Origin of the sequence: Psychromonas sp. KJ10-2, assembly GCF_047323255.1 — a bacterium.
Classification (GTDB): Bacteria; Pseudomonadota; Gammaproteobacteria; order Enterobacterales; family Psychromonadaceae; genus Psychromonas.
The window spans coordinates 2,743,022-2,762,087 of the sequence record NZ_CP178827.1 but is presented as its reverse complement, the minus strand read 5'-3'; the positions used below and the strand labels follow the sequence as shown (position 1 = coordinate 2,762,087).

Annotated in this window: 15 protein-coding genes, 3 tRNA genes and 4 pseudogenes; 9 read left to right on the top strand and 13 right to left on the bottom strand. The window is 38.8% G+C overall.

Features of this window, described 5'->3' with window-relative positions:
• Positions 1-19: 19 nt before the first annotated feature.
• From ACLKL2_RS13425 to ACLKL2_RS13410, 4 genes are all read right to left on the bottom strand, one after another.
• Positions 20-940, bottom strand: a complete 921-nt coding sequence (locus ACLKL2_RS13425) for a WYL domain-containing protein (protein ID WP_413692079.1) — start codon at positions 938-940, stop codon at positions 20-22.
• A 266-nt stretch (positions 941-1,206) separates the two neighbouring features.
• Entirely contained in the window at positions 1,207-1,563 is a 357-nt protein-coding gene (locus ACLKL2_RS13420) for a hypothetical protein (protein ID WP_413692077.1), read from the bottom strand.
• Complete coding sequence (locus tag ACLKL2_RS13415; protein WP_413692075.1) at positions 1,556-2,740, bottom strand: Arm DNA-binding domain-containing protein; 1,185 nt, start codon at positions 2,738-2,740, stop codon at positions 1,556-1,558. The genes ACLKL2_RS13420 and ACLKL2_RS13415 overlap by 8 nt, the downstream gene beginning before the upstream one ends.
• Before the next feature lie 2 nt (positions 2,741-2,742).
• Positions 2,743-2,955 carry a hypothetical protein gene (locus ACLKL2_RS13410; RefSeq protein WP_413692074.1) on the bottom strand — a complete coding sequence of 71 codons (213 nt, stop codon included), beginning with the start codon at positions 2,953-2,955 and terminating at the stop codon, positions 2,743-2,745.
• A 136-nt stretch (positions 2,956-3,091) separates the two neighbouring features.
• On the opposite strand from ACLKL2_RS13410, the gene ACLKL2_RS13405 reads away from it, so the two are divergent.
• Positions 3,092-3,310 carry a helix-turn-helix domain-containing protein gene (locus ACLKL2_RS13405; RefSeq protein ID WP_413692073.1) on the top strand — a complete coding sequence of 73 codons (219 nt, stop codon included), beginning with the start codon at positions 3,092-3,094 and terminating at the stop codon, positions 3,308-3,310.
• Between the two features lie 105 nt (positions 3,311-3,415).
• Here ACLKL2_RS13405 and ACLKL2_RS13400 read toward each other — a convergent pair.
• The 5 genes from ACLKL2_RS13400 to murB all read right to left on the bottom strand — a co-directional run bounded on the left by ACLKL2_RS13400 (position 3,416) and on the right by murB (position 5,894).
• Positions 3,416-3,490, bottom strand: a tRNA-Gly gene (locus ACLKL2_RS13400).
• A 91-nt stretch (positions 3,491-3,581) separates the two neighbouring features.
• Positions 3,582-3,665: transfer RNA gene (locus ACLKL2_RS13395), tRNA-Tyr, on the bottom strand.
• Between the two features lie 10 nt (positions 3,666-3,675).
• Positions 3,676-3,751: transfer RNA gene (locus ACLKL2_RS13390), tRNA-Thr, on the bottom strand.
• Positions 3,752-3,868: 117 nt separating this feature from the next.
• A complete protein-coding gene (gene birA / locus ACLKL2_RS13385) occupies positions 3,869-4,840 on the bottom strand; it encodes a bifunctional biotin--[acetyl-CoA-carboxylase] ligase/biotin operon repressor BirA (protein WP_413692072.1) in 972 nt (323 codons plus the stop codon).
• On the bottom strand, positions 4,833-5,894 hold the full coding sequence (murB, locus tag ACLKL2_RS13380; protein ID WP_413692070.1) for a UDP-N-acetylmuramate dehydrogenase: 1,062 nt from the start codon (positions 5,892-5,894) through the stop codon (positions 4,833-4,835). The genes birA and murB overlap by 8 nt, the downstream gene beginning before the upstream one ends.
• 88 nt (positions 5,895-5,982) lie before the next feature.
• On the opposite strand from murB, the gene ACLKL2_RS13375 reads away from it, so the two are divergent.
• The gene (locus ACLKL2_RS13375) at positions 5,983-6,408 is read left to right on the top strand and encodes a GNAT family N-acetyltransferase (protein WP_413692069.1); all 426 of its coding nucleotides are present in this window, start codon (positions 5,983-5,985) and stop codon (positions 6,406-6,408) included.
• Position 6,409: 1 nt separating this feature from the next.
• Here ACLKL2_RS13375 and msrB read toward each other — a convergent pair whose 3' ends face one another.
• A complete protein-coding gene (msrB, locus tag ACLKL2_RS13370; protein ID WP_425475316.1) occupies positions 6,410-6,853 on the bottom strand; it encodes a peptide-methionine (R)-S-oxide reductase MsrB in 444 nt (147 codons plus the stop codon).
• A gap of 201 nt (positions 6,854-7,054) precedes the next feature.
• Between msrB and ACLKL2_RS13365 the strand changes: the two are divergent.
• Positions 7,055-7,683 (top strand): annotated as a pseudogene (locus ACLKL2_RS13365) (MBL fold metallo-hydrolase).
• A gap of 48 nt (positions 7,684-7,731) precedes the next feature.
• On the opposite strand, the gene ACLKL2_RS13360 reads toward ACLKL2_RS13365, so the two are convergent.
• On the bottom strand, positions 7,732-8,934 hold the full coding sequence (locus ACLKL2_RS13360; RefSeq protein ID WP_413692067.1) for a DUF945 family protein: 1,203 nt from the start codon (positions 8,932-8,934) through the stop codon (positions 7,732-7,734).
• Positions 8,935-9,168: 234 nt separating this feature from the next.
• Here ACLKL2_RS13360 and cobO point away from each other — a divergent pair.
• A pseudogene (cobO, locus tag ACLKL2_RS13355) lies at positions 9,169-9,863 on the top strand (cob(I)yrinic acid a,c-diamide adenosyltransferase).
• Positions 9,864-9,953: 90 nt separating this feature from the next.
• Here cobO and prlC read toward each other — a convergent pair.
• A pseudogene (gene prlC, locus ACLKL2_RS13350) lies at positions 9,954-12,004 on the bottom strand (oligopeptidase A).
• 204 nt (positions 12,005-12,208) lie between these two features.
• Here prlC and ACLKL2_RS13345 point away from each other — a divergent pair.
• A complete protein-coding gene (locus ACLKL2_RS13345) occupies positions 12,209-14,197 on the top strand; it encodes an ATP-binding protein (RefSeq protein ID WP_413692066.1) in 1,989 nt (662 codons plus the stop codon).
• Positions 14,198-14,257: 60 nt separating this feature from the next.
• Here ACLKL2_RS13345 and yihA read toward each other — a convergent pair whose 3' ends face one another.
• The gene (gene yihA / locus ACLKL2_RS13340) at positions 14,258-14,923 is read right to left on the bottom strand and encodes a ribosome biogenesis GTP-binding protein YihA/YsxC (protein WP_258546851.1); all 666 of its coding nucleotides are present in this window, start codon (positions 14,921-14,923) and stop codon (positions 14,258-14,260) included.
• Positions 14,924-15,394: 471 nt separating this feature from the next.
• Between yihA and yihI the strand changes: the two genes are divergently transcribed.
• The 4 genes and pseudogenes from yihI (at position 15,395) to ACLKL2_RS13320 (ending at position 19,050) form a co-directional block, all read left to right on the top strand.
• The gene (gene yihI, locus ACLKL2_RS13335; protein ID WP_113818450.1) at positions 15,395-15,967 is read left to right on the top strand and encodes a Der GTPase-activating protein YihI; all 573 of its coding nucleotides are present in this window, start codon (positions 15,395-15,397) and stop codon (positions 15,965-15,967) included.
• A gap of 12 nt (positions 15,968-15,979) precedes the next feature.
• A complete protein-coding gene (locus ACLKL2_RS13330) occupies positions 15,980-16,459 on the top strand; it encodes a DUF2489 domain-containing protein (protein ID WP_113818449.1) in 480 nt (159 codons plus the stop codon).
• Positions 16,460-16,573: 114 nt separating this feature from the next.
• Positions 16,574-17,940 (top strand): annotated as a pseudogene (hemN, locus tag ACLKL2_RS13325) (oxygen-independent coproporphyrinogen III oxidase).
• A 3-nt stretch (positions 17,941-17,943) separates the two neighbouring features.
• The gene (locus ACLKL2_RS13320; RefSeq protein WP_413692064.1) at positions 17,944-19,050 is read left to right on the top strand and encodes an anhydro-N-acetylmuramic acid kinase; all 1,107 of its coding nucleotides are present in this window, start codon (positions 17,944-17,946) and stop codon (positions 19,048-19,050) included.
• The last annotated feature ends 16 nt before the right edge of the window (positions 19,051-19,066 follow it).

The window sequence follows — 19,066 nt, the reverse complement described above, 5'->3', positions numbered from 1 at the left end:
TCGTTTCTATTTAATGTGTTTAAATTTGTTTATAACCCGGTGCAATTGCAAGGTTTGCAATGTTCGCTAATTCTTTGTTTACATGACTAACATTACTCAGCCACAATTGATATTCCTTACCTTGAAGTGATGCATCATTAGTGCAATCAACATTCCATTGTCTAAGTAAATAACCAAGTATTGAAGCTCTTACTTCAAGGTTTGATTCGCCATTAGTCATACCATAATCAAGCTCTATTGCTTGCTTATATTTGATTGAGGGATGTGGTTTTAAAATTATCTTTACGATTTTGTTCCACTGTCGGTCACTGGCTCTTAACTCGTGACTATCTAACGCTATGCTTTCTCTATTTGATACTGCATGCTGTTTCATTTCAGACACTTTTTGTAATCGCGTACAGACAAAGTCACGGAACTCTTGCGATTTTCTATCAAATGCACGTACATGCCACCTATGACCATTATTGACGATTGCATGGGGCACTATTTCTCGTTTACTTCTCCCTGAGCTTAATGACACATATTCGCATGCAACTGCTTGTTGACTATTGATAGCGCGCATAAGTGTCGCTATCACTTCGCTTTTAGGATGAACAAGTCTAGTTGCATCAACACAATGCTCACTTGCCTGTATGCCATTAGACAAACCATCACCAAAGCCACGACAAAGCCCTGTTAATATTGCTTCAGGATTATGTTCAAAAATAGGTTCGAAAGTATCAGTGCGATGGTAGTTTTTTGTTTGATGGAATAGTTTAAGATTTTTTGGTGCTAGCTCGCGGTAAGCGGTTAAATCCCGAGTACAAGCAGCCAAACCCGTTTTGAAATGTTGAATGAGATCTGCACGAGCAACTTGCCCAAAATATTGAAGGCTAAAGTCGATAAACGCGAGGCGTTCCTTTTGTGCGTGAGTTAGCGAATCTAATTGCAATACATCCATTCCAATATGTAAGAAATAATTTGTAAACTTACCATGCAATCATAATGATTTCATCATCTATTTTTCACAATTTAATTATTATTTTTAAAAAGTTAGAGCATGATTTACAAAAATACTACAAATATATTGCTCACTGTAATTACTTCTCGTGTTGGTTTAGGTAAGAAAGGTAATTGACTGAATAGTTATCTATGTCGCTATATAGAAAAGTTAAATTGTGGCTAGACTCAGAGCTTGAATCTAGCCACAATCATATTAGAAACAATCTAATACAAGAACGCATCTTGCTGTAAGCTGTTTAATCGCATCAAAAAGCGGTTCTGTAGTTCACTAACAGGGCATGTAAAATAGCTTTGATTAAGTTCAACCAATTGCTCTAATAGCCACTGTTCCACTATTTGGATATTACTTAGGTATTCATATCCACATAGCAAAGCAACTGAGCGGTCGTGCTCAACAATATTAAGATTCTGACAGATAAGTCGAGCTACGTTATAAGTTGAACTCATTAACTCCTTTGAAATCTTAATACGTTCAACCTGTAATTTCGATAAGGAGTGTTCATGTTGATCTATTTTAGTATCTATATGCTGCATCATTGGGTGGTCAACTAAACTAAGCATTTTCATCTCCTTGCTCTTCAATATAGCGTTCAAAAGCACTACCATCTTGTCGGGTTAAATTTGGCACATAACGCGAATAGACACGAAATAGCATGGTTGTAGTGCTATGCCCCATCTGTTGAGCTATCCACTCCGGTGATTCACCAGCTGCTAATAACAAGGTCGCATAGGTATGGCGGGTTTGATACGGATTGCGATATTTAAGTTTCAACCGCTCTAGCATCGGCTCCCAGACGACACGGCTGATGGTTTGATAATTAAAAGGTTTCCCATCTTTTTTACAAAACACAAATGGACCTAGATGTTGCGTCATTTTCTTTTGTACTTTTAATGCCTCAACAACACGGTCTGTTAACTGAACAATGCGATTGGAGCCATCAGTTTTAGCATCAGTCATCACCCCTCTTACAAGGCTTTGGTCGATATAGATCTGCTTCTTATCTAAATCAACTTTATTCCAATGAAGGCCATCAATTTCACCCGTTCGCAATCCAGTAAAAAAACGCACCGTGTAATAAGATTTGAAATCGTCAGGAGCGGTATTTATAAGTCGATCAACTTCATTTAAAGAGAAAGGGTCAACTTCCGTACGTTGTACTTTTAACGCTTTTATATTTTTCCAAGGTGTCGTAAACTCATAACGATCGGCGGCTTCAGCAAGCAGCATTCTTAAGGGCGTCATAATATGATTGATGCGCGATGGTGACAGTACTTTTCCTTTTCGACCCTGAACTTTGGCGAGAGCAGATCGAAAAGTTAAGATATCTTGCTTTTTGATGACGCTGATCTTCATTTTTCCAAACGCTGGAAGAATGTGAGACTCTAAGATACCTTCGATAGATTCCTTATGGCTTTGACGCCATTCAATGGCTTTTTCATTAAACCAAATAACAGAAAACTCTTTTACTGTTGGTGCATCAACACTGCTAAAGTGAAGTGATGCATGCTGTTTTCGCAGTTTAAGCTCTTCAAATTTTGCAGCTCGCTTTGAATCTGGAAAATACTTACAAAAATCAAAAGTACCAAGTACGATTTCAGCTTCGATTATTTTCAATAGTTTCTCCATACGTTTACGATTTACAGAAGTATCCAACAACTTTGTTTGCTCTCTACACCTGATACCTTGATTTCGAAACTCTACAACTAACTTTCCACTTCTTGCGCTAATGTTTCCCATAATTACATTCCTGCTGTTAATGAGTTAAGTGAAATACCATGTAACATTTCTTCTTCAATTCGCTCCCATATATATAAAATTTTTCTTCCTCCGAATGGGCGGATGTAATGCACTCCTTCAAACAAGACCGAATCCTTTAATTGTTCACGAATAGTGCGTTGATCATATTTGATACGTTCTGATAACTCAGATGTTGTCATATAGGTAATATTCATCGTACAATCTCCTAATATTCAAAATTACATCTTAAAGAGCACAATGCTCTTTAGGAGATTAAAATATAGCATTAAAATTTGTCATTGCAAGGCTTTTTAACTCGCTATAGAACATTTTTAAACATTGGAGGTTATTTTGAAGTGTCATCTATCCACAATAATGGGAAGTAAGAGACTAAAAATTGCAGATATAGCAAGAGATACTGGCATTAATCGAGGAACAATTACTCGCTTATATAATGAAACAGCAACAAGAGTTGAATTAGAAGTTGTAGATCAACTTTGTAAATATTTGAATGTGTCTGTTGGTGAGATTTTTGAATCAGAGAGTGAACATCAAAAAACAAAACTTTAAAACTTGCTGTCACAAATTGGCCACAAAATGGCCACAAATTTTATTTTTGAAACACCAGAAACAAAAAAACCAAGCATAAGTGCTTGGTTTTAAAGTAGTAATACTTGGAGCGGGCAGCGGGAATCGAACCCGCATCATCAGCTTGGAAGGCTGAGGTAATAGCCATTATACGATGCCCGCAAATACCGCATCAGTAGCGTAAACTACATAGCAAAAAACAATGCTATTGCATTGTTCTCTACTGCCTCACTGTGACAAGTGAGATAAAATATGGTGGAGGGAGGTGGATTCGAACCACCGAAGCTTTCGCGACAGATTTACAATCTGTTCCCTTTGGCCACTCGGGAACCCCTCCAGGACTTAGATGGTGCCGACTACCGGAGTCGAACTGGTGACCTACTGATTACAAGTCAGTTGCTCTACCTACTGAGCTAAGTCGGCGCTGTCTAAGTGCCGCGAATATTAAAGAACTTGAGCTTGCCTTGCAAGTGTTTATTAGCAAAAAAACACAGTTTTTTGTTTGTTTGCTTAAAAACAAATCAATTTCGTTAATTTAGTCTAATTATTCGCCAAACGCAGTGATATTTCACCACCTATGTAAGGCGTGACTTGTTGATCAACCTCTAATAGCAATGCGCCCTGTTCATTGATTCCTCGACAAATTCCTTTTTGAACTTTGTCAGCCATGATCAAATTAACATCTTGGTTTAGGAAGCAATCTAGCTCAAACCAACGTTTTAAAAACGGCGCTAAGCCTTTTACTTCATAATCTGCTAATAACCTCTGTAACTCAGTGATTAACAATGCAGATAACTGATTACGGTCGACGGGTTGTGCGTTGATCGTATTAAGGTCTGTCCAAGGTTGATCGATAGCATCCGCCTGGTGTGCTGGCATTCTAATATTTATGCCAATACCAATGACACAATGGCATGCCTCAGAGGCTTGTGCATTTAGCTCTATCAATATACCAGCCAGCTTTTTGCCTTGGTAATAGAGGTCATTAGGCCATTTTAGCCCTACTCCTTGAATCCCCAGCTTCTCAAGTGCATTAACCACTGCAATCCCCACCAGCAGACTTAAACCAGAAGCTTTTTCAATACCCGCCTCTAAGCGCCAATACATGGAAAAATACAGGTGTGATGCAAATGGTGAAACCCATTGTCTACCACGTCTGCCTCGACCAGCAGTTTGGCACTCGGTAATGCAGGTTTGACCATTGGCTAAATTGGGGATTTTATCTAATAAATATTCGTTAGTAGAAGGTAGGATCTGCTCAACATGGACGTTCGCCACCCCACTAATATCACGAATCACTTGCTGGTTTAACAAAGCGAGCGGTGTTGCGCTACAATAACCTTTGCCGGTAACTTTGTAGATATCTAAGCCAATCTCTTGTAATGCTTTAATGTAGTTATTTACTGAGGTTCTTGATACTCCTAATAACTCACCAATTTTTTCACCAGAGTGAAACTCACCATCTGCTAACAAAGCCAGTAGTTTATTGCCTTTCTCATTTAATTCAGACATTGCCCGTAACCTGTAATAAGTTGGTTTCACCCTGTGCGCCAATAAATCGCACTTCATGCTCTAATAATACTGCAAACTTCTGTAATACTTGCTCTCTAACAAACCAAGCTAACTCAATAACATCCTCTGCCGTGGCCCTGCCATCTTCATTAATCAGCACTAGCGCTTGTTGTAGATGTACCGCTGCACCACCCACTTTATGGCCTTTTAAACCACATTGGTCAATTAACCAACCTGCCGCTAGTTTCACATTGCCATCTGGCTGTGGGTAATGTGGCATATCTGAATGGTGAGATAATAGCTGGTCACTTAAATATTCACTGACAATGGGGTTTTTAAAGAAACTACCGGCATTGCCTAACACTTTCGGATCGGGCAGTTTTTCTGTACGGATACGACAAACACTATCAAATATTTGCAAGGCGCTAACTGACTCTTCCGTTTCGTTTAAACCTTGTAGCAGGCCATATTGGCAATGTGCTTGCCATTGTTTAGGCAGTTTCAGCGAAACCGAGGTAATTAATACACGATCTTTTAATTCACCTTTGAAGATACTGTCTCGATAAGCAAATTTACATTGTTCGTTAGTTAAGGAGTGCAGCGTGCCGTCCATTAAGTCGATGTAATCCACTTGTTCGCAGAAATCTTTAAGCTCAACGCCATAAGCACCGATATTCTGCACAGGCGCAGCACCTACCACACCAGGGATCAGCGCTAAATTTTCTAAACCGTTGATTCCTTGCTCTACTGTTTGTTCAACGAGCTGATGCCAGTCTTCACCTGCAGCAACTTCTAATAAATAATGCGCTGATGTTTCTGTTTGTTGAATGCCCATTAGCTCCACTTTAATCACTAAGCCATCAAAGTTTTCACAAAATAGCGTGTTACTACCACCACCTAATACCAATATAGGTCGACTCTCTTCTCTTGTTTGTTTAATTAACGCTAATAACTCAGAAAGCTGAGATAAGTTAGTAAAGTGAAAGAGTAGATGCGCCTCAGCATCAATTGAAAAGCTATTAAAGGCCTTGAGTGAGCTGTTTTTTTCAATCATGATAATCCTTTATGGTATTAATTTAACTAAGCGTTCTGATATTCATAATACCTTATCAAGCACTTGAAACAAATAAACAGGATTTTCGATGGATGTGAAGGCATTTCAATGCAGCCAATTAGACAAACTACAAATCCCTTTAGTGAATCAATTTTATAAGCAGGTTTATAAAAAAGGAGTAGCCAATAAAAGCGAGCAGGTGTTTGTAGTAAAGGCAAAGCAGATAGTCTGTGCCGCGAGATTAAAAGCAGTTGATGATAACCTGTTATTAACGGGTGTGGCCTGCGATCCTACTTATCGTCAGCAAGGATTAGCCAGCCAACTAATCCGATATGTTTTAAGCTTGCAGACGGAAACCGTTTATTGTTTCCCTTATCCACACCTACAAGGGTTTTATCAGCAGTTAGGGTTTCAATTATTGCCCGCTGAGCAGTTACCTATCACACTTGCTGAGCAATACGCTCGTTACAATAATCGTCAACCCTTACTATCAATGAGCGTAAGCAGCTCTTAGGTTAAGCAAACAAACTTAATAAGTGCTCATAACCTTGCTCTGCCATCTGTTCTTTTTTTACAAAACGTAATGATGCAGAGTTAATACAATAACGTAACCCAGTTGGTGCTGGACCGTCGTCAAAAACATGTCCTAAATGTGAGTCTGCCTGCGCACTTCTCACCTCTGTACGTTGTGAAAATAGTTTAGTATCCACTTTTTCAGTTAATTCGATATCTTCAATCGGCTGCGTAAAGCTTGGCCAACCACAATGTGCATCAAACTTATCTAGAGAGCTAAACAAAGGTTCGCCAGAGACGATATCCACGTAGATGCCCTCTTCACGGTGATCCCAGTAAATATTGTTAAAAGGTGGTTCAGTCCCTTCCAATTGAGTCACTTGGTATTGCATTTCGTCTAATTGCGCTTTTAATGCATCCTGTGATGGCTTTTCAAATTTGCTCATGCTATTTCCTCTCTCTTATAGGTAGTCGATAGTACGATGTTTTCAGTAAAAGGAAAACACACAAAGATTACGGTCATTGTGCTGAAAAAGACCACCTAAGATGATTTATCACACTTTTACCAACAATTTAATTGTGTGTTCTTTATTTCAAGCAGGTAAAATAATGTGCATATTCGATATAGTTAAGTATAAGGATTTGCAATGAAAGTCGTGGTTATTCCCGTTACCCCCTACCAACAAAACTGCAGTTTACTGATTTGTGAAGAAACTAAAAAAGCAGCGATTGTTGACCCTGGCGGAGAGAGCGAACGTATTTTAAGTGCGATTAAAAATCACAATGTCACCGTAGATAAAATTATTTTAACGCACGGACATTTAGATCATGTGGGTGGCACAGAAGCACTGCTCGCCAAGTTAGATATTCCAGTACTTGGGCCAGAGAAAGAAGATGCGTTTTGGTTACAGCAACTCGAAACACAAAGCACTATGTTTGGTTTTCCTCACACCACTAGCTTTGAACCAACTAAGTGGCTTGAAGAAGGTGAAGAACTAAAAGTTGGGAATATTAAATTAGATATTTTACATATCCCAGGACACACACGGGCCATATCGCATTATTTGATGCTAAAAGTAAACAGGCGATTGTCGGCGATATTTTGTTTAATGGTGCGGTAGGACGTTCAGACTTTCCGCGCGGTAATCACCAACAATTGATCTCAGGTATTAAACAAAAGTTGCTAACATTGCCACAGGATACCTTAATTTACCCTGGTCACGGTCCAACCACGACGATTGGTCAAGAACAAAAAAGTAATCCTTATTTACGTTAAAATAGACGGCGAATAACCAGTTAAACAAAGCTTATTCGCCTATTCATTTTACATCGGTATCACTCTGTCGTTAATCGTTAATTCACCTCTATCCAGGGTTGCCTGTAATCTTAACTTACCTTGCTGTTGGGCTAAAATACCATTGCTTAATGCCACTTGTAACAGGCCAGTAAAGTCTGATTGACCAAGTAGTGCCTGAGGTAAACTCATATCCAAAGAACCATTGCTGTAATCAATTAACATCAAAGGGTTATTCATTACGTTTTTTAATCCTACGTTAGGCTGGATATCCATTGATAAGTTAGCATTCACTTCTCCCCACGGGGTTTTAGAAGTTAGTTTCTTAATATGAACATCCACTCCAAGGCTAACTAAATCTGCAAATGCTTGATGCATTAACCCAGGATCATCAAGGTTTCTTTTTAAATGACTTAATGCAGCAAGGTTTAGTTTATCTAAGGCGAGTGAAAACTCACTATCAGTAAATACCTGCGGTCCATTATGGATGGTTTTTATCTGCCAATCATTCTGGCTGTCTAAACTTAATCTGTCGTCTGTGGTGGTACTAGATCCCGTTAAATTAACTTGTTGTAATGCTAGTTTTTTACCTGCTGCTTCAAATTGAAACTGATCGATACTAGCCTGATATTGATAGTCTACTAAGTGCGCTGCTTCTAAGGTGATAAAAGAAGCAAAAATAGCGATATCATCAGCGGCAAAATGTTCATTATCAACAACACCATGAAAACCACCCCACTGTAAATTCAAGTCACTGTGATGGTTATTCAGGTCATAATCATAATTTAATGTTAACGCCCCTGTTTCTAATGACTCTTGTGCTGCTTGATAAACACCTTTAGGCAAAGATAAGCTACCTTGCACCTTACCTAACAAGTTGATCTCTTCTTTTGAGTTAAACCAATGTTCTGTTTGGAAAAAACTATTCAATGTTTCCTGCAACTGCTTATCTACTAACTGCATTTGATTCACAGAACTGGCTTTGTAGGGATAATGGGTAATATCAGAGGTCATATTGAGCTCTAAGGGTGGACGCTCTGGCATCGAAATTGATACTTTAAAGTCTGCCTTAGCGTGGAAAAATGATTTTTGATAACTTAATAACTGCACATCCACATCAGGGCTATCCAGTTGCGTGACTTGTTCATGTAAGGTTTTTCTACTTGAACACCAACAAAGTAAGTACTCCCTAACAGCAGGATCACTAAGGTTAAGATACTTATAATGAACCATTTTTTCATTATAACCTCATCAAGAAACAGATAAATAAGACACGCCTAAATCGATATAAACGAGAGTGGAGGTAACATTATTTATGTAAATCATTATAGATTACAATAGCCAGACCTGATTTAACGGGCGATTTGACTAAAATATGTTAAATAAAACTTTTAATACGTTCATCTCAATAGCCTGACCGTACTGCTTGCCTTGAATATTTCAGGTATGATTAGTTACAGTATATGAATGAAATCGCCAAAGTGGAGTGCATCATGCAACTCCACTCTGAAAAGCCTGCTTAAGCGGCTTTATATTATTGATAAGGAACACAACATGGCTACTGACCAAATTTCAGAAGAAAAACATTTAAAGAAAATGAAAGCAGTAAAAGAGAAACAAGACCAAAAGATCGCCGCTGCTAAAGAAGAGCGTGGTGTGAGCATTTTATTAGCCGGGCCAGGTAAAGGTAAAAGTAGCTCAGCTTTTGGTATGTTAGCGCGATCTTTAGGTCATGGTCATAAAGTCGCTGTTGTACAGTTCCTAAAAGGTGCAATGTCGACGGGTGAAGAGAAATTTTCAACAGCCACGAAAATGTTCATTGGTTCACCATGGGTGATGGCTTTACATGGGAAACTCAAAACCGCCAGAATGATATTGATAGTGCCGAGAAAGCTTGGAAAAAAGCGGAAGAATTGCTTGCTGATGACTCTTACCAGTTAGTGATCCTAGATGAGATCACTTATATGTTTAAATACCAATACCTTGAACTACAACCAACGCTAGACGCACTTAAAAACCGCCCTCGTGATATGAATGTAGTATTAACTGGTCGTGGTCCAAAACAAGAGTTAATCGATGCCGTTGATACTTACAGCATGATCCTAGCTGAAAAACATGCTTTTAAAGATGGCGTAAAAGCGCAAGCGGGCATTGAGTGGTAATAACCATACCAATCAACTGATTCAAACAAAAAGGGCTTGTCGTGGTAAACGACAAGCCCTTTTTTAATGACTACTAGAAACTAACTAAGCTTATTGAATGCCTGAGTGACGTAATAGCGCATCAATCGATGGTTCACGCCCCATAAAGTTTTTAAACAAGGTCATTGGCGCTTCACTGCCCCCTTCTCAAGAATATTATTCAAGAAAGAACGCCCTGTTTCCGCATCAAAGATACCATTCTCTTCAAAACGTGAGAAGGCATCAGCAGACAATACTTCAGCCCACTTGTAGCTGTAGTAACCAGCCGCATAACCACCAGCAAAGATATGGCTAAAGCTATGCTGGAAGCGATTAAATGCAGGTGCATTAATCACTGCCACTTTAGCTCTCACTTCACTTAACACTTTTTGAGCCTGACCTTTTTCACCGGCTTGATATTGGTGATGTAATAGGAAATCAAACAGTGAAAACTCAAGCTGACGGACCATTTGTAAAGCACTATTGTAGTTTTTAGCTTGAAGCATTTTCTTCAATAAATCAGATGGTAAAGTATCACCCGTATCAACATGTCCAGAAATTAAGGCTAATGCTTCAGGCTCCCAACACCAGTTTTCTAAGAACTGACTTGGTAGCTCAACAGCATCCCATGCTACGCCATTAATACCAGCAACACCGGATGCTTCAACTTTAGTTAGCATATGGTGAATACCATGACCAAACTCATGGAATAATGTCACTACTTCGTCATGAGTAAATAACGCTTCTTGTCCACCCACTGGTTTGTTGAAGTTACAAGTTAGGTAAGCAACAGGTAACTGTAAGCTACCATCTACTTTACGACGACGACCACGACAAGTATTCATCCAAGCACCACCGCGCTTGTGTGCTCGTGCATATAAGTCAAGGTAGAAGCTACCCACTAGCTCTTTTTGGCGGTTATAGATTTCAAAGAAACGTACATCTTGATGCCATACATCAACGTCTTTTGATTCTTTAATGGTTAAATCAAACAAACGATGTACTACATCAAATAACCCAGTAACAACACGGCTTTCCGGGAAGTAAGGGCGTAATTGCTCATCGGAAATTTGGTAACGTTGCTGTTTTAACAGTTCAGCATAATAGCTTAAGTCCCATGACTCTAGCGTCTCTAACCCATCTTTTTGACGTGCAAAAGCAAGTACTTCATCTCTTTCATTTTCAGCTTGTTTAGTTGATTTTTCAGCAAGCTGGGTTAAGAAGTCAATGACTTGATCCGGCTCATCAGCCATTTTAGTGGCTAAGCTATATTCACCGTAATCATTAAAATCTAGTAACTGCGCGAGTTCATGGCGTAATGCCAGGATTTGTTCAATGATCTCACTGTTATCAAACTCATTGGCATTCGGACCTTGGTCAGAAGCACGTGTTGCAAACGCAGTGTACATCTCTTCACGCAGCTCACGATTTTCAGCATAGGACATGACCGCTAAGTAACTTGGGAAATCTAACGTAAATAGGTAACCTTCTTGCTCTTTCTCTTGTGCTGCTTGTTGAGCTGCTGCAATAGCTGTTTTTGGTAAACCCGCTAACAGATCTTGATCTGTCACTAATTTACTCCACGCGAGTGTTGCGTCCATAACATTATTGCTGAAGGTTGATTGTAGCTGCGAAAGTTGCTGTTTAATCTCGCCGTAGCGTTTTTGTTTTTCTTCGCTTAGAGCAATACCCGCTAATTTAAAGTCGCGTAATTCATTTTCAATGACTTTTTGCTGTTCGCCAGTTAACTCTGTAAATGCATCACTATTAGCAATGCTTAGGTAAGCTTCATATAAACCTTGGTGTTGGCCTACAAAAGTGCCGTATTCTGAAAATAGACCAAGACAAGCGTCGTGTGCAGCGCGTAATTCATCATTACTCACTACTGAATTCATATGTGAGATTGGGGACCAAAGCTTGCCTAAATGATCATCAGCTTCATCTAATACGGCAACAAAATTATCCCAAGTGTAGGTATCTAACTCAGCTAATTTCTGTTCAATTAAGGCTTTATTATCGGCAATAGTTTGTTTAACAATCGGCTCAATTTCAGCGATTTGTAGTTGGCTAAACAAAGGAAGGCCATCTGTTTTTAATAAACTTGAATCTTTTATTGTAGTCATAGCATTCATCTTATCTGAGAAGGAACTAATAATATGCGGTCAGTAACCTCAAAATTCAAGGTGTAGGCTAAGCTAGCTTGCATATATTTAAGGTAAATATCTAAAACTTATCTAATATAAACACTTAACCGCTTGTAAATGTGTTAAATATCAGGGCTAAATGGTAACCTCATCTATAACAATCTGGGTAGTGGATTCACATAAATGTTAAGAAATAAAATCAAATCATTAATTAATTTACAATCTTTTAGAATGCGAAATAGTTTATCGATTCGTCTGCTTTCTTATGTTCTAGTGTGTAGCTTTGCGCTTGCAATTCTTATTACCTTAATTCAACTACTAATCACCTATCAAAGCAATTTAACAAAAATTCATAACGGCATTGAACAAGTTGAAACAACCTTTGTTGAGCCCTTAGCCCAAAGCCTGTGGAATTTTGATAAAGAGGAAATCGAAGTTCAGAGCCAACGTATAATGAACTTGCCCTATATGCAGTATGTCAAAGTCTATGAAGTGGTCGGCAACACAGAAGTGGCTATGACTCATCAGGGTATATTCCAAGCAAAGTATGACATTAGTGCAAAGTTTGATTTAGTACATCAAAAACAAGTCGTTGGCGCGTTATTTGTTGCGGCTTCATTAGATCAGGTCTACCAACAGTTGCTTAATGATGCTTTTTCTATCTTTATTAACCAAATTATTAAAATAATGGCAGTGGCTATCAGTATCCTGCTTATTATTTATTACACAGTGATCCGCCATATTAATAAGATCGCGCTATATACCCGTAATATAAAACTCTCCTCGAACAATAAAAATTTAGTGTTAGATGGACGAAAAGCCAATTTATCCGCCTCTAATGATGAGTTGGATGAATTAGTTTATCTACTGAATAAGATGCAAAGACGGATTGTCGCTGAATTAACAGATAAAGAGATAGCCATTAATGAGTTACAGCAAGAGCGTGACTTTTCAGCCACCATTATTAACTCCTCTAGCACCATTATCTGTTGTTTAGATGCCGATTTCAAAATAGCCACCATTAACCCAGCAGCGGTAATATTAACAGGTTACTCTCAAGAAGAGTTAAACCAAAAGAATTGGTTAGATATTTTTGTGTTATCAGAGCGCCAACCTGAGTTACAAGAAAAGCTCTCTGAAAATGAGCCTTTAGATGGAATTGAAATAGAGATGCATGACCAAATGGGCGAAGTAAATACCCTACTTTGGACCTTCTCTGCCTTTTACGAAGGGATGGATATCAAGTACTTAATCGGTTTTGGTCACGATATCACCCAACAAAAACAGGTTGAGCAGGAAATACTACAACTAAACGATCAACTAGAAGAGAAAGTAAGTAAGCGTACTGCGGCATTAACCGCTAGTAATGCGCAAATGGTACAAACCGTTGAACAATTAAAACGTACTCAACAAAACTTAGTTGAATCGAAAAAAATGGCTTCACTAGGGAGTTTAGTGGCAGGCGTGGCACATGAAATTAATACCCCTATTGGCATGAGTGTCGCCACAGCTTCTTCGCTACAGGAAGAGATTGCAGCGCTAAATAACCACCTACAGGAAACAGAGTTATCACGCCCCTACTTAAATCGTTTTGTTGAACAGTCACAAGACGCCAGCAAGCAGTTACATAGCAACTTAAAACGTGCTGCAGAGCTGATCAGTAGCTTTAAACAAGTGGCTGTAGATCAGTCTTCAGAGTCTTGTTATTCATTTAATCTAAAAGAAAACGTTGAACAAGTAGCAATTTCATTAAAACATAAAATAAAACAGAGCCGAACCCAGGTGCATATTGATTGCCCAGAGACTCTATCTATGTATAGCTTCCCTGGTAGTTTCGTACAGATTTACTCAAACCTGATTATCAATTCGATGATTCACGGCTTTAATGATTGGTCCGGTGAACGTCATATTTTCATTAATATTCAACTACAAGAGAGCATGTTAGTCATTGACTACCGAGATACTGGTAGAGGTATTGCCGAGGATATAGCAGACCGTGTTTTTGACCCTTTTGTTACGTCGAAAAAAGGCTCAGGTGGTAGCGGTTTGGGGACACATATTGTCTATAATATTGTGAGTCAATTATTTAAGGGAACAATAGAACATGTAGCAGAAAAGCAAGGAGCACACTTTGTGATGTCGATTCCCTACCGTGCAAGTATGAATGGTTAACTCAATCATCAACCCTATCGTAAATAACTGACGATAGGGTTGATCATGTTCAGAAAGAATTTATTCAGCAGGTGTGTCAGCAGTCTCTTCGCTGGCTTCTAGTAAATCATGTTCACCATACCATTGCGCAATTTTACGCTCTAAAATATCAACACCTAAGCCTTTTAATGATGAAAACAGTTCAACCTGTACATCACCTTCAAAGTTTTTAGCTTCTTCACGCATCTTCAATAAGGTTGCTTTACGAGCGCCCTGCTTTAGTTTATCTGCTTTAGTTAATAGCGCTAATACAGGAATGTTTGCATCGATAGCCCAAAAGATTAACTGTTGATCTAAGTCTTTAAAAGGATGACGTACATCCATCAATACTACTAAGCCCTTTAGTGATTCTCGCTCTTGCAGGTATTCACCTAGTGATTTTTGCCATTTTAATTTCATCTCTAGCGGTACTTTTGCAAAACCGTACCCAGGTAAATCGATTAATCTTTTACCTTCTTCAACTTCAAAGACGTTAATCAACTGCGTACGACCAGGAGTTTTACTGGTTCTTGCTAAGCTTTTTTGACGTGTTAGACGGTTTAAGGCACTTGATTTACCTGCGTTTGAACGGCCAGCAAAGGCCACTTCAATGCCACTTTCCACTGGCAAATGCTTATCTAAATGACGAATATCTGGTGCACTAATTAAAAAGTGCGCTTTTTGAAAATGTATTTTTGGAAACTCCACGATATGCCTCATCTCATTTTTATAGCAAATTTGTTTTGAAAGACCATTTCACAATGGTTTTTATTTGCGCGCATTATAGCACGGCTAAAACCGCAAACTTTAGAAATTAAATGGAACCGACCTGAAAATCTATCAAGCGCTAGCCTGAATCAACAAAATCCCTCAATAGGCGATCATCTTTAATATTAAAGGTGATAAAAATCTTATGCTTAGCAAGCATATAAATAGCTTACAGAATTACCCTATCGATATCCGATAAATCACTTATTAAGTACAATTGCTAAAGGCATCCACCTAACACCAGAGAAATAGCGTTTGATTCAAGTACCTTGATTGCTAAGCACCCTATAAACCTGTTATTCTGCGCATCATTAACATCCCCAATTCTGGTGTGTAACACCACTATTTTCATGTTATTAAAGCAACGCATAGTAATAAGATGAAAACTGATATTTAAAGGTAACTATAAACATGTCTCGTTCTAAAAAAAGCCGTACAGCGGGTAACAGTGACGCTAAATTTGATGGCCGTAGAAAAGAAACGTCAACACAAGCAAAAGAAGCACGTGAAAAGAAGCGTAAAGAAAAATTAAAAGGCAATAAAGCCGGTAACCGTAATGCCGTTGAAAGCAAACAAGGTGCGCAACAAAGCCAACGCCAAGCAAAAAATGACAAACGTGTTGGCAGTAAAAAACCAATTGCATTAACGCTTAACGATAAACCACAAGAAGCGGTTAAGCCTAAAATCGATATGCAACCAAAAGTGAAAGTGGTTAAAAGCGCTCCTGCACCACAAAAAGCGCCAGTTAAAATTTCTCCAGAGAAAGAGCTAGCGAATATCGAAAATGATGACCGTCTAAATGATCTACTAGAGCAAGCAGAAACAGATCAAGCGTTATCGAAAGAAGATCAAGCATGGGTTGATCAACAGCTAAAACGTCACCAAGAACTAATGAAAGAGTTAGGTTGGATGGATGATGAAGGCGAAGAAGATTTACTACAACAGTTTGAAGATGCAAGCTCTGCACTGGATGAATTTAGATAGGATAGACTTAATATGACTACAAGTATGATCTTTGCCATTATTGCCGTTGTTATTATTTTAGCATTGGCTTTTTATGCGGGTATGTTACTTAATAAAATCAAAATGCATAAAGCAAAAGCGTTAAAGGCAGAACAAGCACAGGCTGAATTTAAGCAACAAAAAATTCAAGAACGAAATAATAATATTGTGGAAAGTATTCGTTTTATTGCAAAAGCGACCTTACAAAAGCAATGTAACGTTTCTGAAGCAGCAATTCGCTTAACGGTTTTATTAGAAACCTTACAGCTTGAAAAGGCTGTAGATATCGCCGGTGATTACCCCGCTTTAACGGCTATGTTTGAAAAAGTTAAAGATATGCCAACTCATGAAGAACGTAAGGCTCGTCCAGTCAAAGAGATTAAAATATTAGATGCCAGACGTGAGCTTTTTGAAGCAGAAATGGAAGAGGCGATCATCAAAGAAAGCGCTCAACTTGCGGAATTTACTATTTAACCTAAATCAATAGCACTTTTTATTAGTTAAGCAACTGATCTAGCTCAATAAGAACGTGCTATTTAGCTGTTACTCTGACGCGATTTATAATTAAAGTATAAAAGAGAGTGACGGATGCAACAGCTGATTTGGGATCAAGCCCTAATTGAAAAGTACAATTACAGTGGTCCTCGTTATACCTCATACCCAACCGCGTTAGAGTTTAGCGATACATTCACGCAAAACGACTTATCCACTGCAACAAAGCAGTATCCAGAACGTCCTTTATCTTTATATATCCATATCCCTTTTTGTCACAAGATTTGTTATTTTTGCGGCTGTAATAAAGTGATTACTCGTCATCAAGAAAAAGCAGATAAATACTTAGATTATTTAGCAAAAGAGATAGCTCACCAATCTCGCTTAATGACAAATCGTGTTGTTAGTCAATTACATTGGGGTGGTGGTACGCCGACCTTTTTATTACCCAAACAAATCTCTCGTCTGATGGCCCTATTACGAAGCCACTTTAACTTTGCACAGGATGCAGAGTTAAGCATTGAAGTAGATCCTCGAGAAATTGCCTTAAACACCATAAACCATCTAGCCAAAGAGGGATTTAATCGCTTAAGTTTAGGCATTCAAGACTTTAATAAAGACGTGCAAAAAGCGGTGAACCGAGAACAAGATGAAGCCTTTATAGAGCAATTATTAACACGTGCAAAACAGCAAGGCTTTCAATCCATTAATCTTGATATGATTTATGGTTTACCCTTACAGAATCAACAGAGTTTTGCCTATACTTTGCAAAAAGTCCTGACCTTAGATCCTGCACGTTTATCTATATTTAACTATGCACATATGCCTAGTTTATTTGCCGCACAACGTAAAATAGATCAGCATGATCTGCCTAAACCCGCTGAAAAACTCGCGATATTGCAGCAAACCATCGAATTTTTAACTCGATCTGGTTATCAATTTATTGGTATGGATCATTTTGCAAAGCCGGATGATGAACTAGCTGTAGCGCAACAACAGGGAAAACTGCATCGCAATTTCCAAGGTTACACTACACAGCAAGAAGCTGATTTATTAGGCATGGGGGTATCCGCGATCAGTCAGATTGGTGATTGTTATTCGCAAAATCAAAAAAACTACAAGATTATTACCAACAAGTTGAGCAATTAGGCCATGCACAATGGAGAGGTATTCAATTAAGCAAAGATGACTTAATCCGCCGCGAAGTGATCAAACAATTAATCTGTAACTTCCGCTTAAACAAAAACACCATTGAACAACAATTTGCGATACAATTTGATCATTATTTTGCACATGACATGCAACTGTTAACGCCTTTTATTGAGGATAAGCTGATCACCATGGATAAACATCAGATTCAAGTTTCTGCCACAGGTAAGCTATTGATCCGTAATATTTGTATGTGTTTTGATGTGTATTTACGCCAACAGGCACGCCAGCAACAATTTTCTCGAGTCATTTAAGTAATGCAAAATAGATCAGGTTTATATCTAGGTTTAATGTCAGGCACCAGCTTGGATGCCATTGATGTTGCACTATGTGAGCGCAATGAAAACGGTTTTGTACAAGTTGCAGGGACTGCCATTGACCTAGACCCTAAACTGCGCCAACAATTGCTTAATATATGTAATGAAAAACACAGCAGCTTGCATCAAATAGGGGAAGTAGATCACCTGTTTGCGGCCGCTTGTGCACAGGCGGTTAATCATCTACTTAGCCAAGAAGGTATCAACCCATCCACTGTCACGGCAGTAGGCAGTCATGGTCAAACCATCTATCACTCTCCTGATACTGAAATTGCTTTTACCCAACAAATTGGTGATGCCAATGTGATCGCTGCACAAACACAGATCCCTTGCGTTGCTGACTTTAGACGTATGGATATGGCTTACGGTGGGCAAGGTGCGCCCTTAGTCCCCGCATTTCATCAAGCTTTATTTGCTGAGCATGAGCAACAACGCGTTATTTTGAATATTGGTGGGATTGCTAATATCAGTGTATTAAATGGCACTGAACATGCCTTTGGTTATGATACAGGACCTGGCAATATGTTGATGGATGCATGGATTAACCTGCATCATCAGCAAATCTATGACAAAGATGCTTGGTTTGCTAAGAGTGGGCAAATTAATCAAACACTATTAAACCAATTATTAGCAGATCCTTATTTCACTTTACCTGCTCCTAAAAGTACCGGAAGAGAAAAATTTAATCTCACTTGGTTAACCGAGCGGATAGCCGATCAAAATTATCCAGCACAAGATGTGCAACGAACGTTATTAGAATTCACAGCCATCACTATTGCAGAACAAATCAAACAACAAAGCCAAGCTTGTGATGTGTATGTTTGTGGAGGCGGTGCATTAAACCCATTATTAATGTTACGTTTAAATGCATTATTGGTAGGTCATCAAGTGCAAACCACCGAGGCCTTAGCCATTAACCCAATGTATGTAGAAGCCGTTGCTTTTGCTTGGTTAGCAGAACAAAGAATATTAGAAAGGAAAGTCCCGTTGAAAGCTGTCACAGGCGCGACAAGAGATACCATTTTAGGTTGTGTTTATTTGCCTTAGCGCATTCTCATCATCA

Bases quoted from the DNA above. Each gene is read 5' to 3' on its own strand.
- ACLKL2_RS13420 (WP_413692077.1), bottom strand. From the start codon at position 1,563: ATGCTTAGTTTAGTTGACCACCCAATGATGCAGCATATAGATACTAAA.
- ACLKL2_RS13360 (WP_413692067.1), bottom strand. From the start codon at position 8,934: ATGGTTCATTATAAGTATCTTAACCTTAGTGATCCTGCTGTTAGGGAG.
- ACLKL2_RS13410 (WP_413692074.1), bottom strand. From the start codon at position 2,955: ATGAATATTACCTATATGACAACATCTGAGTTATCAGAACGTATCAAA.
- ACLKL2_RS13330 (WP_113818449.1), top strand. From the start codon at position 15,980: ATGACTACAAGTATGATCTTTGCCATTATTGCCGTTGTTATTATTTTA.
- ACLKL2_RS13375 (WP_413692069.1), top strand. From the start codon at position 5,983: ATGGATGTGAAGGCATTTCAATGCAGCCAATTAGACAAACTACAAATC.
- ACLKL2_RS13345 (WP_413692066.1), top strand. From the start codon at position 12,209: ATGTTAAGAAATAAAATCAAATCATTAATTAATTTACAATCTTTTAGA.
- msrB (WP_425475316.1), bottom strand. From the start codon at position 6,853: ATGAGCAAATTTGAAAAGCCATCACAGGATGCATTAAAAGCGCAATTA.
- ACLKL2_RS13425 (WP_413692079.1), bottom strand. From the start codon at position 940: ATGGATGTATTGCAATTAGATTCGCTAACTCACGCACAAAAGGAACGC.
- ACLKL2_RS13320 (WP_413692064.1), top strand. From the start codon at position 17,944: ATGCAAAATAGATCAGGTTTATATCTAGGTTTAATGTCAGGCACCAGC.
- murB (WP_413692070.1), bottom strand. From the start codon at position 5,894: ATGATTGAAAAAAACAGCTCACTCAAGGCCTTTAATAGCTTTTCAATT.
- yihI (WP_113818450.1), top strand. From the start codon at position 15,395: ATGTCTCGTTCTAAAAAAAGCCGTACAGCGGGTAACAGTGACGCTAAA.
- birA (WP_413692072.1), bottom strand. From the start codon at position 4,840: ATGTCTGAATTAAATGAGAAAGGCAATAAACTACTGGCTTTGTTAGCA.
- ACLKL2_RS13415 (WP_413692075.1), bottom strand. From the start codon at position 2,740: ATGGGAAACATTAGCGCAAGAAGTGGAAAGTTAGTTGTAGAGTTTCGA.